The organism is Rhizobium sp. 862_C5_N1_2, assembly GCF_051811205.1.
In the GTDB taxonomy this organism is placed as follows: Bacteria; Pseudomonadota; Alphaproteobacteria; order Rhizobiales; family Rhizobiaceae; genus Rhizobium; species Rhizobium leguminosarum.
The window spans coordinates 3,011,726-3,026,632 of the sequence record NZ_JBPWPT010000001.1; the positions used below are offsets into that span (position 1 = coordinate 3,011,726).

Genomic DNA, 14,907 nt, shown 5'->3' on the forward strand with positions numbered 1-14,907 from the left:
CGCTTTCAACGCGTCATGCATGCACTAGCCCTGCAGCGTCTTGACCTTGGTGAGATCGGGGAAGAGCCGCATCCACAGGAGCACGACGACGATCGTGCCGAACCCGCCGACAACGCCGGTGGCGACGGGCCCGAGGGCTGCTGCCATCATGCCGGATTCGAATTCGCCGAGCTGGTTGGAGGTGCCGATGAACAGCGAGTTGACGGCACTGACACGGCCACGCATTTCGTCCGGCGTCAAAAGCTGCACCAGCGAGCTGCGCACGACGACGCTCACCGTGTCGGACGCGCCGACGACGAGCAGCGCTACGACGGAAAGCGCGATATTGGTGGAGAGCGAGAAGACGATGGTGGCGACGCCGAACACGGCGACGGCGGCCAGCATCTTGCGCCCGACATTGCTCTCGAGCGGCCGACGGGCAAGCACGATCGACATGACGAGCGCGCCGACCGCGGGCGCCGCGCGCAGCAGGCCGAGCCCCCACGGACCGGCATGCAGGATATCGCGGGCAAACATCGGCAGCAGTGCGGTCGCGCCGCCGAGCAGCACTGCGAAGAGATCGAGCGAGATCGTGCCGAGCATCACCGGTCGACTGCGGATGAAGGAGACGCCGGCAAAGACCGAGGCTAGTGTCACCGGCTCGCGCTTGGCAGGGCTCCATTGCATCCGGATCGAGATGACGTTGAAACTCGCAACGGCAAAAAGCAGCGCCGCGATGGCAAAGGGCGCGACGGGATGGAGGCCATAAAGCAGGCCGCCGAGCGATGGGCCGACGATCAGCGCCGTCTGCATCATCGAGGTCGAGGTTGCGACCGCCTTCTGCAGCATCGAGGCCGGCACGATGTTCGGCAGCAGCGCCGCCATGGTCGGGCGCTCGAAGGCGACGACGGCGCCGAGCACCGTGACGGCGGCAAGGATGCCGGCCGGCGTCAGCCATTGCTGCCAGGTGGCGATCGCCAGCACCAGTGCCGTCACCGCCTCGATCAACTGGCAGACAAGCCCGATGCGCCGCCGGTCGAACCGGTCGGCGACATGACCGACGACGAAGGTCAGCACCGCCATCGGCAGGAACTGGCAGAAGCCGACGAGGCCGAGCGCAAAGGCGCTGTGCGTCTGATCGTAGATCATCCATCCCATGGCGATGCCAATGGACTGGAAGGAGAGCGAGGAAAAAACGCGGGAGGCAGCGAAGTTCAGATAGCCGGGGTGGCGAAGAACGCTCCCCGGTCCTTGGGATATGTCCATTGCGATGTCACCGGCCGGCAGCTTGGGTCCGCCAGCCTTTATAGAGTTTTTGAATGCCGGAACGGTGTTCTGCTCGAATGGACGGCTTGTCAATCGGAATGAGCTGCGCTCACCGGATTGCGTTGGGCCCGGGTCCTTACTCATACAAAATATGGATGGGGCGATATATCGGGTATCAATTTCCGATATGGATCGACTGGCCGTAGCCTCATTGCTGTTACCAAACCAAGAGGCTTTCGATGACCATCGACACCACGGCAAGTGCGCTGACCGCAGAGCAGCACGCAACGCTTGAAACCTTCTACGGCGCCTTCACGCGCAAAAATCCCGATCTTCTCGATGAGGCCGTCACATCAGGCTGGCAGGATATTCCGCTCGCCCCCGGCCAGGGTCCCGGGCCAGCCGGGCTGAAGCCGATCATCCTCGGCTTTATCGAATCCCTGCCGGATGTGGAGATCGTGGTCGACGAAGTGATCGGCTTCAACGACCGCGCCGGCGTTCGCGCCCGTATCGTCGGCACCCAACGCGGCGCGCTCTTCGGCATTCCGGCGACGAACCGCCGAATAGAGATCGCGCTCCATGAATTCCACCGCTTCGAAGGCGGCAGGATCTCCCACACCTGGCATCTCGAGGACTGGTTCGGCATGCTGCACCAGCTCGGCGCCTGGCCGCCGAAGACGACGTCCCTTCATCCGGAGAGCGCGTGATGAAGGCCGCCCGCATCCATGCCTATGGCGCGATAGACGATATCCGGATCGAGGATGTGCCCGAGCCGGTACCCGGCCTTGACGGCGTGCTCATCCGTGTCGAGGCCGCCGCCCTCAATCCAATGGATAACAAGCTGCTTGCCGGATATCTGAAGGACTTCTTCCCCCTCGCCTTCCCTTATACGCTCGGGACCGATCTCGCCGGAACGGTGGTTGCAACAGGCCCGCTCGTCGCCACCGTCAGGCCGGGTGACAGGGTGATCGCGCGCACCGATCCGGCAAGCGGCGGCGCCTTTGCCGAACTGGCGGCCGTGCCTGCCCGATTGGTCGTTCCGGTGTCGGCCGATCTGCCGCTCGCAAGCCTTGCCGGCCTGCCGACGGCTGCGGCCAGCGCCTGGCAGGCGCTGTTCGAGGCCGGAGCCGTCCAGCCCGGCCAGTCGGTGCTCATCCATGCCGGCGCCGGCGGCGTCGGCAGCTTCGCGGTTCAGCTCGCAAAGCGTGCCGGCGCACATGTGACGGCGACAGCCGCTGCGGCCAATCTCGACCTCGTCCGCTCGCTCGGCGCTGACGGGGTGATCGACTATCGCAACCAGGATTTTGCCGCCTTGGCGACGGGGCTCGACCTGGTGATCGACACGATTGGCGGCGAAACGCTGGAGCGATCACTCGGCATCATCCGTCGTGGCGGCAAGCTCATCGGCCTTTCCGCGCCGTTCGACACCGAAGGGCCGAAGGCGCGCGGCATCGATGCGCAATTCCTCTTTCACCAGAGCGATGCCGGCCGCCTGGCTGCGGTGGCGGCACTTGCCGCAGATGGCCGTCTCCGAAGCGTCATCGGACAAGAATTCGCCCTTGCGGACACGGCCGAGGCCTTGCGGTCCCTTTCGAAGGGTGGCGCCCGCGGCAAGACGCTGCTGATGGTGTAAGGCGAGCTGGCGACTTCAGAAGCAGGATCAGTTCGATTCCCCGAGCCGATCCTGTTTTTTCGCCGCAACTGACCCGATCAGTTCGCGGAACCACTGCTGCCCGACATGGGAATCGTTGCGGCGATGCCATGACAGCGCAAAGGAGACCGGCAGCAGCTCGATCGGCGGCTTATGGATCGACAGCCGGGCGCGGCTATCCGAAACGTCGACGATGCCGCGCATCAGCGTGGCGACGAGATCGGTCTCGGCGACGATCGCCGGCGCCGCATACATCTGCGGCAGCGTCAGGCCGAGCCTGCGGCGCAGACCGAGTTCCGAAAGCTTACGGTCGACATGGCCATAACGATCGCCTTCCGGCGATACGAGCAGGTGGTCGAGCGCGACGAAAGTATCGAGATCGAGACCCCTTGCCGCCGCCGGATGATCGGCGCGGACGATCGAAACGAAGCTCTCCTCGAAAAGCAGCCGGGAAAGGATGCGTGGCGACGTGGAAACCGGCACGCCGACCGCCGCATCGACCTCGCCGGCATCGAGCATTTCCACCGCCTTTTCACGGGCGATGAAACCCTTGACATCGATGCTGATATTCGGCGCGGCCTGCCTGATCGCGGCCAGCAGCTTCGGCAGAAGCACGAAGGCTGGGTGTTCGGAGAGACCGAGCCGGAACGAAGCCGATGACGACCGCGGGTCGAAGACGCCACTGAAAGCCAGCGCCTCCTGCGCATGCCGCAGAGATTTTCCGATCGGCTCGGCAAGATCGAGCGCACGCGGTGTCGGCTCCAGCCCGCTCGGGCTGCGCACGAAGAGTTCATCCTGAAAAAGCTGGCGCAACCTGGCAAGTGCAGCACTCATCGCCGGCTGGGTGCGGCCGATGCGGGCGCCGGCCCGGGTGACGCTGCGCTCTGCCATGATCGCGTCGAAGGCGACGAGGAGGTTGAGATCGACCGCTGGAAGGTTATTCATGATGTGGATGATCCCGGTCGACGACTATCGACCGGCAACATGTTGCAAACCCCGTCTAGATGCAAGAACCATGACGCCCTAGCGCGGTTCCCTGGAGATGCTGAGATAGCCGGGATCGAATTCGGCGATTTCCTGCAGGCGTTCCCAGTCGACGATGGTGATCGTCCGGTTCTCCCAGATGAACACGCCCTCGCGCCTCAGCGCCTGCAGCGTCTTGTTCAGATGGACGACGGAAACGCCGAGCACGTCGGCCATCTCGATCTGCGTCAACGGAAACTGGAAGCTTGCGCCCCGCGTCCGCTTCACCACCTGCAGCCGCACGAACAGTTCGCAGACGAGATGGGCGATATGGGCGCGCTTGGAGCGCCGGCCCATGGCGACGATCCACTCGCGGTGGATGGCGCCATCGACCAGCGTGTCGAGCCAGAGCAGCCGCGTCAGGTGCGGCATGCGCTCGGTGATCGTCCTGAGATCGCCGTGATCGGCGAAGGCGACATGGCAGGACGACAGCGCAACGATGCCGTGATCCATCTTCTTGATCGGGAAAGCGTGCAGATCGACGAAATCGCCGGCGACATGCAGTGCGGTGATCTGGCGACTGCCATCGGCCATCACCTTGTAGCGCGCCGCAAAACCATCAAGCAGCAGCGTGCTGTAACCCGGCCTGCTCCCTTCGGAGACAAGATCCTCCCCGGCAGCAAAATACCTGTCTTTGACGATGATTGCTCTGAGATGGCTTTCCTCTTCGGCCGACAAAACATCGCGGCTTCCAAGGTTGAGCAGCAGGGATTCAATCACGGGCTTGCCCGCCGATATTGCTGGAGCCCTGATCCATTTCGATGCGACCTAGATTTTTCTATAAGAATCAATGCTTAGCCTCGGGAACAATTGTCTTCATCTGTGATTTCCCCCTGTAACGCGCAGGAAAGAACATGGCTCGCTACTATTTCGATCTACACAACGGGGAAGGCCCCACGCGCGACGAGCACGGTACCGAGCTCAGATCTCGTGACGACATTCCGAAGGAGCTGACCCGCATCCTGCTGGATGTGGCCCGCGACGAACTGCCCGCGGGTGATCGCATGACGATCGCCATCACCGTTCGCGACGAGAGCGGCGATCCGGTCACGGTTGCCAGCCTCGTCTTCAACAATGAATGGCTCGACGTCTTACGATAGCGGTTGCCGTTTAGGGGCTGCCGCCGGTCACTCCTACGCATCAATCCGACTCGGTCGGTTGGCGCGACGCTAAGACCCGCCTTGATAGCCGGCAATTAAATTTGACATAGTCTTTTGATTGCTTTGGCTCGATCGACCGGCATTCGCAGCTTGGTGTGCCTATCGTGGCTGTTTCGCAATTTCTTCGAGAATCAGCCGGATTTCTGCGAGCGGTCGCCGGCTTTCATCGAAGAGTTCCACCGACATCATGTTCAGAGGTGCAGCCGGCAGACCTTCGGTGGCCATCTCCGCCAACACGCGCCGTGCCTCCGCTTTCGCAGCTTCGATGGATTCAAAATCATATGCCGTCTCGGTCGTCCCGGCGCCATCACGATCGAAGAGCTGAAAATAGAATTTTGGCACGACACATCCCTCGCTAGATGACCCTAACGGTCCGGCGGCAAACATGTTCCGCCGGAACAGGTTCAATGTCATGCCTGCCGTCAGAAGGCGCCGGCTTCCGGCGAGGCCATCTCCTCGATGCCGTCGACACGGTCGGGATAGAAGGCGAGATGGTCCTTGATGCTGCTGACCGCGGCATTCGGCGCCTCGTAGGTCCAGACGGCATTCTTCGAGCGCTCGCCGCCCGGAATGATACTGTAATACGAAGCGTCGCCCTTATAGGGGCAATGGCTGCTATGGTCGGTGCGCTGAAGCAGCGACATGTCCACATCCCTGCGCGGAATATATTGCACCGGCGGATAGGAGGCCTCACACAGCGTCAGCGCATCGCGCGTATCGGCAATCGTCTTGCCGCCAAGCGTGACGACGACGCGGGAGGGATTGTGCTCGACGGTGATCGGATGGTCCGGCCCCGGAATCTTGAACGACTTGTCTGACATCGGGTTCGTCTCCAGAAGCTATCGATCGCATAGAGATAGGGCGGGCATGCCGCCGGCCCAAGGCCCGAACGCAGCTTTCCCTGAAACGCTGCGCCCTCAGAACTCGAAATGCGGCGATACCGGACTGAGCATCGCCGTTTTCGTCGCCGCCGGCCAGTGCCGTACAAGCGCATCCGCAACTGTTTCGACCAGCCTGGCGATGTCGTCGCCGGCGGAGGCATGCAGGGCCTCGGCAACGATCAGCACCGAACGCGTCGTCGCCCGCACCGCCGAAAGCCCGCTCTGCCGGTTCGTCCAGCGCCGCGCATGCGCGTTCTCCCCGCCATCTGCAAAGATCACCTCGTCAGGCTCGGGATGTTCGATTTCGCCGCCAAAGGTCAGATAGGTCTCGTCACCCCTAGCCCGACGAACCTGGAGATCGCCCACGATCTTTTCAGCGTCGAAGACGGCGACCGGAATGGCGAAGGCGAGCGAAATCGCATTGCAGAGATCGATGAGCGGATGCAGGCGCGGCAGCACATGTTCCTGACGGAAGCGGCGCAACAGCGCCTCGGAAGCGCAGCGATATTGCGTCGGCTTCAGCCCCATGCGGGAAAAGCCGCGCCGCCAGGCCTGGATTTCAGGGAATTCGCCTTCCTGCGCTTGCGTCAGCCGGGCCTGGGCGATCGCGTTGAAGTCTGCGATCGCCGCCTGGACATCGGCATTCGCATGGATCCCTCCCGCATGCAGCGCGCCGGCGCGAAGCTCTGGAAAGGCCTGCCATATGGCATCGGAATGGCTGAACTGCATGATCTATCTCCCGCCGGCAAGTTTGACCGTGCGGGTCCCGGCAAAGGCGAGACCGAGCACGGCCGCAAGCACGCAGGCGATGCCGGCGAGCTGGTGGAGGCCGACCGGCTCGCCAAGGATGATGAAGGCAAGCATGACGGCGGAAACTGGTGCAACCGCGGTGAAGAGCGCGGCTTCGGTGCCGCTCACCCTTTCTGCCCCCGCATACCACAGCAGAAATCCGCCGACGGTCGGCACCAGCGCATAATAAAAGACGGCGGCGACAGTGCTTGCGGAAATGTCCTGTGCGAAAGGCGCTTCGAAAATAGCGGCCGGGATGGCGGCAACGATGAAGCCGATGCCGGTCATCAGCGTCGACTGGGCAAGCGGCGCAATCTCCGTCTTCAGCTTTTTGTTCAGCAGGATGAACAATCCCTCGCAGACGACCGCCAGGAAGATCAGTGCATTGCCGGAGAGCGATCCTCCGGCCGCATCCGGCGTGAAGGCGATCGACAGCACGCCAGCCGTCGCAAGCGCCACGGCCACAAGCAGGGCACGCTGCGGCCGTTCGCGAAGCAGCAGAATGGAGATTGCGGCCGCCACCACCGGCAGCGTGCCGATGATGACGCCGGCATCGGCCGCCGAAGTCAGGCTGAGGCCGGAGATCAGCAGCGTCGTATAACCGACGCTGCCGGCCCCCGCCTGGATGAGGAGGATGAGGCGGTCTTCCCTGGAGAGTTTCGGCAGGCGCGCGCCGGTTGCCCACATCAGCAGGAGAAAGACCGGAAAGGCGATGGCGAAGCGCAATGCGGTGGCGCTGAACGGCGGCAGACCCGACGCGATCAGCCTGCTGGCGATCACAGTGCTTCCCACAGTCAGCATCGCCAGCGCCAGATAAACATAACCTTGAACCTGCCTCGACATTCAACGTCTCCTGTTGGATGCGCCGAGAAAACAGCAGGAGCCGGTCGGGGTCTTGAACGAAATTGCAGGCGCAAAGCCGGCGCTCAGAGTAAGGCGCCGGCATAAAGGCGCGGCGACAGACCGTATTTGCGCACGAAGACCCGCGTCATGTGGCTCTGGTCGGCAAAGCCGCTGGCAAAGGCGGCTTCCGCCAGCGGCATGCCCTGAGCGATCAGCCGCCTCGCGATATGGATGCGGGCCTGGACGAGATAGGCGTGCGGCGTCAATCCGGTCGCCTTGGCAAAACCGCGCAACACCTGGAAGCGGCTCAGTCCGCTTTCCCTGGAGAGATCGGCGAGCGAGACGGCGGCAAGCGGATCGTCGTCAATCAGGTTTCGGGCGGCGCGGATCGACGCCGGCACCAGTGGCCGCTCTTCGGCGCCGCCGCGCTCGCGCATGACGTCGGCGACGAGTTGCAGAAGCAGTTCCTCGCAGAGCAGCCCATCCGCCGCCGCGCCGCCGGTCACTGCGCGAAACAGCGTTTCGAAACCGGCGGCGATCGCCGCATTGCGGATGACCGGATGTGGGATTTCCGATCGCCCTGCCCCGCCTTCGCTGATCTCTTGCGACAGACCGGTGACGATGGCGGGGTCGAAATAGAGGATGCGCCACGACCGCCCCTCACCGATCGGCGCACCATCATGCACCTCGTTCGGATTGACCGTGATGATGTCGCCGGCCTCTGCCTCCACCATGCCGCGGCCGCTGAGCGACGACTGCGCACCGGCGGAAATCAGGCCGATGCCGAATTGCTCATGCGTGTGCCGGTCGAAGCTGTGAGGCGTTTCCGCTTCCACCGCTTCGACGCCAGCCAGCGCCGAGCGCAACATCCTGAACTGGTTTTTCGCCATTGTCTGCCCGCAGGTCTCGCCGGGCACTCTGCCAGCCGCATGGGCATGACGCAATCGTTGCAGCCTGGAGGCCTAGAAGAACTCGTCGAGCAGCTGATAGTACTCGAGCCGAGCCGGATCGGTGGCCGGCATGCCATAACAATCAAGGAAGGGCTGCACCAGCGCCTCGCCGAAATTATAGGCGATGCTGCGGCAGGCGAGCGCGATATCCTGATAGCGGTCGGCGACACCGAGGCGGCTGCAATCGATATAGCCCGAAAATCCCTCTTCGGACGCGATGAAATTCGGCAGGCAGGCGTCGCCATGGGTGACAACAAGATCCTCGCCGCCCGGCCTCCTGCTTTCGAGTTCGGTAAACAGAGCCTCGGCACTCTTTCCAAGCCGCGTCTCATCGAAATCGGTCTCGTCGACGATGCCGGCCTGCATCCGCGCTTTTGCCCCGGCGATACGTCTCTCCAGCCGATGATCGAAGGGGCAGGATGCGATCGGCAGGCGATGCAGGTCAAGAAGCGCCGCAGCCAGCAGCCCGACCCGCGCGATCGGCGTCAGCGCCGATGCACTGGCAAGGTCACTCCCGGGGAGCGCGCTGATCAGCAGCCGATTGTGCACACCGTCGCTGTCCTCTGCAATGATATCGGGACAGGACAGACCGGAAGTCTTGAGCCAGCGAAGCCTGGCTGCCTCGTCGGCGAGCTCGCCGAAAGCACCCGTCTCTTCAACTTTCAGATAAAGCGTCGGCAATCCAAGAGCTTCCAGCCGGAAGACACTCGCGGCGGAACGGCCGAGTGCATCGCGCTCGAACCGGTAACTGGCTAGGCGGGCATCAAGTGCGCCCGCTGACAACGGTTGATCCTCTTGAAAAATCGACATGATATCTAGGCCATCGATGCTGGCGCATTATCCCGACCGGACGGGAGACCGCAAGCGTCGCGATCGGTCAGCACATGGGCAGACTGAACAGCCGTCGGGAACCTCAATGAACGGTTTCGGCGGGGGCGGCTTCGAGAAGAATTTCGAAAGCCTCTTCCAGAGCAGCCACCAGAATATCGGTCAACTCGTCGCCCTTGTTTTCCAGGAACAGCGCACTCACGGCTTCGTCCTGACGCTCAAAGAAACGCTCGATCTCATTCGACATATCATTGTCCTCTTCTTCACCGGAATCATCACGGCCATAGGAAGAAGCTAGGTAGGGTTGCTTGCGCGTGGCTTGTTGCGGCGACTCACCAAGAGCGCCATCAATCATGGATAGTCATAAATCGCCCACTCACTTTTGGGAATTACATGCCCGACACCGAATTCAAACGATACAATTTTCGTCGCATTATCGTTCACTTCGCAACTGAACGCCAACTGATGCAATTGCTGGCCGTCAAAGAACGCACTTCGCTTAAGCGCGAGGAAATTGCCGTTCGGCAGATTGTATCGAGGCACCTCAATACGATTAGGATCATATGCCGCAGACGAATGAAGGAGCTGCTCTCTGAGCTCGCTCCAGCAAAGCTGACCACCCCGCGTTTGGCGCGGCAAGTTATTCATCGCCGTCTTGACCGCGCGGTCTGAGACAAAGTTGTCGGTAAATAGCGTCTTCGCTTTCGTGAGCTTATTCGATTCCTTAGCCTCAACGTCTGGTGGCGTTGAGGAGGTTGTTGCCGTCGAATTCGTCGACGGCTTTGCCGGCTCGAAATTCGTCTTTGCCTCATCGTGCCCTGTGGCAGCCGGCCCGTTCTTTTCCGGATTGGCCTCAGCAGTATCTACCTCGGGAAGTTCGATATCCTGCGGCAGCGGATTCGCGGCGGGCATAGTCTCCGGAACCTCCGGCTTTTGGAGTTGCGGCGATTCGACAGGCGGCGTTTCTTCGGGTTTTGGCTCAACGACCGGCGGTTTTGGTGCTTCTGCCTGCTGCGGTATACCCCGCTCGCTTTGTTCCGGCGCTGAATCCTTCTCGGCAAATTCGAAGACCGGGCGGGCGACACGTTGTGGCTGGGGAGCGACGGGCGCTTCCGGCAGCTTCGCAGCTTTTGGAGGCGGTGGCGGCGGTGGCGGTGGCGGCGGAGGCGGTGGCGGTTCCTTCTTGGCCTCTTCCGGCGGCTTCGGCTCCGGTGGCTTTTCCTTGGGCTTGGGCTCCGGCTTCTTCTCCTCCGGCGGCGGAACGAGCTCCACCTTCACGCTCTCGTCTTCGACAGGCTTCGACTCGATCTTCGGCAGCCCGAAAATCAGAAGAGCAATGATAGGAATATGAGCGACAACGGACGCAACGACGCCCCAGCGGATTTCAGGCCGCTGCTTTCCCGTTTCGTGCTGCGTTTCCGCCGGTTCCACGTCTTCTTCTGTCACAGCAGCGATGTGGCCTCTAAAGCCGGCAGCATCAAGCCACAAAAGAAAAAAACCGCGTGATCGCAACAGCCATTTAAAGTGCTACGGCGTCCTTTGCGCGTCCGAAAAGACGCGCTACGCTATAGTGTCATTGGTCGGCGGCTCCATCGTCGGCCACCAGATCATGCGCCTGCCATTCGCTTTGCGGAATGGCATCGCCGATGAGAAAGGCGAAGGAAGCGACCTTGCCGGAGCCGGCATCGAGTTGGCATTTGAACTGAATATTGTACCACTTGCGTTTGCTGCGGAAGGCGCCACCCTTCACCTCGACGCTGTTGCCACTGACTTTCTCCGCCGCCATCGCATAGGGCGCAAGCGCATCCGGCGCCATGGCCGGCTGCGCCGCCCGGCGCACCTGCTCCAGCGCCTCCAGATCACAGAGCTGCAGATTGCGCTCGCTGCCGGCAAGGCCGCGCAGCGCCTCGCGGGCGCGCCGGCCGCGCGGATCTGACAACACCGTGTCCGAAAACAGCTGGCCCGCCTGGACGAATACACCAGGCTTCGGCGGCACCGGAGGGACGGAAGCCACTTCAGGCGACCTCGCGGGCGTCGGCGCCTTCTCCTGATGCGGCGGAGAGATCTCCTGGACCGACGCACTCGCGTCCTTCTTTGCCGTAGTGGGTGCAGGCGTCGCGACCCGCTGCGCTATCGCAGAAGGTTTGGCGACTTCGGGAACGATATCAACCGTAATGCCGTCGTCCGGCAACGGTGCCGGCGGCTCAGGTCTCGGAAGCAGCAGGAGCAGCAGTGCAAGCATGACGGCATGCAGAGCGAACGAGGCGAAAGCGCCCCGCTCGATGCCTTCGTCCCGATTTTCCCACACCAGTGCCATCGCTCAGGAAGCAGCTGTCGGACAATCGAAGGCGGCCATAAAACCCGGGAACGCTTTCATCAAGAGCCCTGCCGATACGCCACGAGGAATTAAGGACAGGGCGACAGTGCCAGTCTGACGCGAGTTGCGCAACGCTTATGATCGCCGATAGCGTTCCTTTGTCGCGATCAACCAAGCGAGCCGATGATCTCTCGATAGGCCGCCTCCGGGAATGCCTTCAGTGTCTGGGTGCGGACATTGCCGCCCATCGCCAGCGAGAGGCCAAACCGCGCCATGACGGCATCGTCAGGCGCTTCGCAGACAGCCACCATGTCGTGGCCGCCCATCGTCAGAAAGAACTGGTTGAAGGAGCCGCCCATGTCGCCGAGCAGCTTCTTCGCCGCATCCAGCCGTTTTGACGAGTCGCGAACATTGCGCACACCTTGGTCCGTCCAGTTGATCAACACAATGTAAGTGGTCATTTTGCACCTCCCAGCGGAGGATTCGCCCGACACGGGCATGCGTCGGTCCTCGCTCGCGCATCGCGATCGATTTCTTCCCCCGTGGCCGGACTATAATCTTGTCACCACCGAGCGACAAGAAAGCCGCCGGGATCATTGGTATTAGGCGTGTCGCCCAAAAGTGTGCGGCAGTGGCGCAAAGATCGAAAGCAAAAGCCGGACATGAAGCCCGGCTTTCGCAATCGTAGAGTTCTTGTCGCCCCTTAGCTGTCGAGGAACGAGCGCAGCTTTCTGGAACGGCTCGGATGCTTCAGCTTGCGCAGCGCCTTCGCCTCGATCTGGCGGATACGTTCGCGGGTGACCGAGAACTGCTGGCCGACTTCTTCGAGCGTGTGGTCGGTGTTCATGCCGATGCCGAAGCGCATGCGCAGAACACGTTCCTCGCGCGGCGTCAGCGAGGCGAGAACGCGGGTCGTCGTCTCGCGCAGGTTCGCCTGGATGGCGGCGTCGATCGGCAGCAGCGCGTTCTTGTCCTCGATGAAATCACCGAGATGCGAATCCTCTTCGTCGCCCACCGGGGTTTCGAGCGAGATCGGCTCCTTGGCGATCTTCAGGACCTTGCGGACCTTTTCGAGCGGCATGGCGAGCTTTTCGGCCAGTTCTTCCGGCGTCGGCTCGCGGCCGATCTCGTGCAGCATCTGGCGCGACGTGCGGACGATCTTGTTGATCGTCTCGATCATGTGCACCGGAATGCGGATCGTGCGGGCCTGGTCGGCGATCGAACGGGTGATCGCCTGGCGGATCCACCATGTCGCATAGGTCGAGAACTTGTAACCGCGGCGGTATTCGAACTTGTCGACCGCCTTCATCAGGCCGATATTGCCTTCCTGAATGAGGTCGAGGAACTGCAGGCCGCGGTTCGTGTACTTCTTGGCGATGGAGATGACCAGGCGAAGGTTCGCTTCGACCATTTCCTTCTTGGCGATACGCGCTTCGCGCTCGCCCTTCTGCACCATATGAACGATGCGGCGGAATTCCGAGATCGAGATACCGGTTTCGGTCGCCAGATTCTGGATTTCCTGGCGGATGTCACGGATCGTCGTGTTTTCGCCCCTGGCGAATTCCTTCCAGCCGCGGGCGGCCAGATTGCCGATCGACTTCATCCAGTTCGGATCGAGCTCGGCGCCCTGGTATTGCTCCAGGAAGGAGTCGCGCTTGACGCCGTAGGATTCGGCCAGACGCAGCAGGCGGCCCTCGTTGGAAACGAGGCGCTTGTTGATGTCGTAGAGCTGCTCGACGAGGGCGTCGATGCGGTTCTGGTTCAAGGACAGAGATTTGACAGCCTTGATGAGCTCATCTTTGAGTTCCTTGTAACGGCGCTCCTGGGCAGTGGACAGCGTGCCGGAAGCCGACAGCCGCTGCTCGACCTGCTGGTCCTGCAGCTTGCGCAGCTTCTTATAGGTCTCGGCGATCGTATCGAGCGTCTCCATTACCTGCGGGCGAAGCTCGGCTTCCATCGCCGCCAGCGAAAGGTTGGATTCGTCCTCGTCCTCTTCCTCCTCCTCGGGAGGCAGGCCTTCGCCGCCGACATCGGTGATGTCGTCGTCGCCGGAGCGGGCGCGACGGGTCTTTTCCTTCTCTTCTGCGAGCTTGCGATCGGCTTCGATCTTCTCCGGGCTCTGGAACTGCGGCGCAGCCTTGGCTTCAGGGCCGGAATAGGTCGTTTCGAGATCGATGATCTCGCGCAGCAGCGTCGTGCCTTCGTTGAGTTCGTCACGCCAAATGATCAGCGCCTGGAAGGTCAGCGGGCTCTCGCAGAGACCCGCGATCATCGTCTCGCGGCCGGCCTCGATGCGCTTGGCGATCGCGATTTCGCCCTCGCGGGAAAGAAGCTCTACCGAGCCCATCTCGCGCAGGTACATGCGAACCGGATCGTCGGTACGGTCGGTCGGTTCTTTTTTCTTGGCGGTCGCCAGCGCCGTGCCGCTCGAAGGCGCGAGTTCGCCGCCTTCGCTCTCCTCGTCGCCGCCGGCGTCGTCGTCGTCGCTGCTGCCGGAAGCACCGGCTTCCTCGGCTTCCTCGTCTTCAATGACGTTGATGCCCATGTCGGACAGCATCGACATCGTGTCTTCGATCTGCTCGGACGTCACTTCTTCGGACGGCAGGACCGCGTTAAGCTCGTCCATGGTCACATAGCCGCGCTTCTTGGCGGCCTTGATCATCTTCTTGACCGCGTCGTCGGAAAGATCGAGAAGAGGGCCGTCGCTTGCGCCGTCGCGTTCGACTTCCGCGTCTTCGTTCTCTTTGACCTTGGTTGCCATTTATATCGTCGCCTTCCTGACGCTATCCAATCTCGCTACGGTGAACGGGCTGTCTCAGGGCCTGACGCGCCGCACGCGCCGCCCTCGAATCACCTTTGCCCACCTAACGGGATGACATTTAAAGCCTGATTAACCACGATTACCGGCACCGGACAGCAAAGCTTTCTTGCTCTTGGATTTCCGGCCATGGTTGCGCGATCCGCCTTGACCCAGTTCACCATTCAACAAGTCGAACGGTGATTCCCACATTTTTTGTTCTCGTCAAGCTTTTCCAGAAAAAAAGCCCACAAAAATACGGAAAAAGCCTTATCCACAGGCTTTGAACCGCGGCAGCGATTGCGAACCCTTATTTAAGATGCGGCGAACAAAAGACAAGGGCAGCAAATATTTTGCCCGCCGTACCCAGTTGTTTCCATCATCTTTGCAGTTGTGCAGACGGTATATGCACCTTTAGAGCGC

The 14,907-nt window shown here is 61.8% G+C and carries 17 protein-coding genes; 3 read left to right on the plus strand and 14 right to left on the minus strand.

Going from position 1 to position 14,907, the window contains the following annotated elements; all coding sequences use genetic code 11:
- Positions 1-24: 24 nt before the first annotated feature.
- Positions 25-1,245, minus strand: coding sequence for an MFS transporter (locus ACD590_RS15235; protein WP_439002988.1), 1,221 nt, complete (start codon positions 1,243-1,245; stop codon positions 25-27).
- 239 nt (positions 1,246-1,484) lie between these two features.
- Here ACD590_RS15235 and ACD590_RS15240 point away from each other — a divergent pair, with 239 nt between their 5' ends.
- Both ACD590_RS15240 and ACD590_RS15245 read left to right on the plus strand, forming a co-directional pair.
- Complete coding sequence (locus tag ACD590_RS15240) at positions 1,485-1,952, plus strand: ester cyclase (RefSeq protein ID WP_439020870.1); 468 nt, start codon at positions 1,485-1,487, stop codon at positions 1,950-1,952.
- Complete coding sequence (locus ACD590_RS15245; RefSeq protein WP_439002990.1) at positions 1,952-2,878, plus strand: NADP-dependent oxidoreductase; 927 nt, start codon at positions 1,952-1,954, stop codon at positions 2,876-2,878. The genes ACD590_RS15240 and ACD590_RS15245 overlap by 1 nt, the downstream gene beginning before the upstream one ends.
- Before the next feature lie 27 nt (positions 2,879-2,905).
- Here ACD590_RS15245 and ACD590_RS15250 read toward each other — a convergent pair whose 3' ends face one another.
- Positions 2,906-3,841 carry a LysR family transcriptional regulator gene (locus ACD590_RS15250; RefSeq protein ID WP_439002991.1) on the minus strand — a complete coding sequence of 312 codons (936 nt, stop codon included), beginning with the start codon at positions 3,839-3,841 and terminating at the stop codon, positions 2,906-2,908.
- A 78-nt stretch (positions 3,842-3,919) separates the two neighbouring features.
- Positions 3,920-4,639: a Crp/Fnr family transcriptional regulator gene (locus ACD590_RS15255; RefSeq protein ID WP_028732895.1), complete on the minus strand. Its 720-nt coding sequence runs from the start codon at positions 4,637-4,639 to the stop codon at positions 3,920-3,922.
- A 134-nt stretch (positions 4,640-4,773) separates the two neighbouring features.
- Between ACD590_RS15255 and ACD590_RS15260 the strand changes: the two genes are divergently transcribed.
- Positions 4,774-5,019: a DUF6894 family protein gene (locus ACD590_RS15260; RefSeq protein ID WP_439002992.1), complete on the plus strand. Its 246-nt coding sequence runs from the start codon at positions 4,774-4,776 to the stop codon at positions 5,017-5,019.
- Positions 5,020-5,178: 159 nt separating this feature from the next.
- Here ACD590_RS15260 and ACD590_RS15265 read toward each other — a convergent pair whose 3' ends face one another.
- From ACD590_RS15265 to rpoD, 11 genes are all read right to left on the minus strand, one after another.
- Complete coding sequence (locus tag ACD590_RS15265) at positions 5,179-5,421, minus strand: DUF6894 family protein (RefSeq protein WP_018242968.1); 243 nt, start codon at positions 5,419-5,421, stop codon at positions 5,179-5,181.
- 80 nt (positions 5,422-5,501) lie between these two features.
- Positions 5,502-5,900, minus strand: coding sequence for a DUF427 domain-containing protein (locus tag ACD590_RS15270; protein ID WP_003541590.1), 399 nt, complete (start codon positions 5,898-5,900; stop codon positions 5,502-5,504).
- Between the two features lie 96 nt (positions 5,901-5,996).
- Positions 5,997-6,689, minus strand: a complete 693-nt coding sequence (locus tag ACD590_RS15275; RefSeq protein WP_439002993.1) for a B3/B4 domain-containing protein — start codon at positions 6,687-6,689, stop codon at positions 5,997-5,999.
- Positions 6,690-6,692: 3 nt separating this feature from the next.
- Positions 6,693-7,592 (minus strand): DMT family transporter, encoded by a 900-nt coding sequence (locus tag ACD590_RS15280; RefSeq protein WP_439002994.1) that lies wholly within the window; start codon positions 7,590-7,592, stop codon positions 6,693-6,695.
- A gap of 83 nt (positions 7,593-7,675) precedes the next feature.
- The gene (locus ACD590_RS15285; protein WP_439002995.1) at positions 7,676-8,482 is read right to left on the minus strand and encodes an AraC family transcriptional regulator; all 807 of its coding nucleotides are present in this window, start codon (positions 8,480-8,482) and stop codon (positions 7,676-7,678) included.
- A 72-nt stretch (positions 8,483-8,554) separates the two neighbouring features.
- The gene (locus tag ACD590_RS15290) at positions 8,555-9,352 is read right to left on the minus strand and encodes an APH(3') family aminoglycoside O-phosphotransferase (RefSeq protein WP_047618433.1); all 798 of its coding nucleotides are present in this window, start codon (positions 9,350-9,352) and stop codon (positions 8,555-8,557) included.
- Between the two features lie 103 nt (positions 9,353-9,455).
- Positions 9,456-9,725: a hypothetical protein gene (locus ACD590_RS15295; RefSeq protein ID WP_131704352.1), complete on the minus strand. Its 270-nt coding sequence runs from the start codon at positions 9,723-9,725 to the stop codon at positions 9,456-9,458.
- Positions 9,722-10,858: a DUF930 domain-containing protein gene (locus ACD590_RS15300; protein ID WP_439003544.1), complete on the minus strand. Its 1,137-nt coding sequence runs from the start codon at positions 10,856-10,858 to the stop codon at positions 9,722-9,724. Before ACD590_RS15300 ends, ACD590_RS15295 begins: the two co-directional genes overlap by 4 nt.
- 85 nt (positions 10,859-10,943) lie before the next feature.
- Entirely contained in the window at positions 10,944-11,687 is a 744-nt protein-coding gene (locus ACD590_RS15305) for a DUF930 domain-containing protein (protein WP_131703940.1), read from the minus strand.
- A gap of 167 nt (positions 11,688-11,854) precedes the next feature.
- On the minus strand, positions 11,855-12,148 hold the full coding sequence (locus tag ACD590_RS15310; protein ID WP_018242976.1) for a GYD domain-containing protein: 294 nt from the start codon (positions 12,146-12,148) through the stop codon (positions 11,855-11,857).
- Positions 12,149-12,390: 242 nt separating this feature from the next.
- Entirely contained in the window at positions 12,391-14,448 is a 2,058-nt protein-coding gene (gene rpoD, locus ACD590_RS15315; protein ID WP_011652885.1) for an RNA polymerase sigma factor RpoD, read from the minus strand.
- Positions 14,449-14,907 lie beyond the last annotated feature (459 nt).

Bases quoted from the DNA above. Each gene is read 5' to 3' on its own strand.
- rpoD (WP_011652885.1), bottom strand. From the start codon at position 14,448: ATGGCAACCAAGGTCAAAGAGAACGAAGACGCGGAAGTCGAACGCGAC.
- ACD590_RS15250 (WP_439002991.1), bottom strand. From the start codon at position 3,841: ATGAATAACCTTCCAGCGGTCGATCTCAACCTCCTCGTCGCCTTCGAC.
- ACD590_RS15270 (WP_003541590.1), bottom strand. From the start codon at position 5,900: ATGTCAGACAAGTCGTTCAAGATTCCGGGGCCGGACCATCCGATCACC.
- ACD590_RS15285 (WP_439002995.1), bottom strand. From the start codon at position 8,482: ATGGCGAAAAACCAGTTCAGGATGTTGCGCTCGGCGCTGGCTGGCGTC.
- ACD590_RS15240 (WP_439020870.1), top strand. From the start codon at position 1,485: ATGACCATCGACACCACGGCAAGTGCGCTGACCGCAGAGCAGCACGCA.
- ACD590_RS15305 (WP_131703940.1), bottom strand. From the start codon at position 11,687: ATGGCACTGGTGTGGGAAAATCGGGACGAAGGCATCGAGCGGGGCGCT.
- ACD590_RS15260 (WP_439002992.1), top strand. From the start codon at position 4,774: ATGGCTCGCTACTATTTCGATCTACACAACGGGGAAGGCCCCACGCGC.
- ACD590_RS15245 (WP_439002990.1), top strand. From the start codon at position 1,952: ATGAAGGCCGCCCGCATCCATGCCTATGGCGCGATAGACGATATCCGG.
- ACD590_RS15290 (WP_047618433.1), bottom strand. From the start codon at position 9,352: ATGTCGATTTTTCAAGAGGATCAACCGTTGTCAGCGGGCGCACTTGAT.
- ACD590_RS15295 (WP_131704352.1), bottom strand. From the start codon at position 9,725: ATGATTGATGGCGCTCTTGGTGAGTCGCCGCAACAAGCCACGCGCAAG.
- ACD590_RS15275 (WP_439002993.1), bottom strand. From the start codon at position 6,689: ATGCAGTTCAGCCATTCCGATGCCATATGGCAGGCCTTTCCAGAGCTT.
- ACD590_RS15280 (WP_439002994.1), bottom strand. From the start codon at position 7,592: ATGTCGAGGCAGGTTCAAGGTTATGTTTATCTGGCGCTGGCGATGCTG.
- ACD590_RS15235 (WP_439002988.1), bottom strand. From the start codon at position 1,245: ATGGACATATCCCAAGGACCGGGGAGCGTTCTTCGCCACCCCGGCTAT.
- ACD590_RS15310 (WP_018242976.1), bottom strand. From the start codon at position 12,148: ATGACCACTTACATTGTGTTGATCAACTGGACGGACCAAGGTGTGCGC.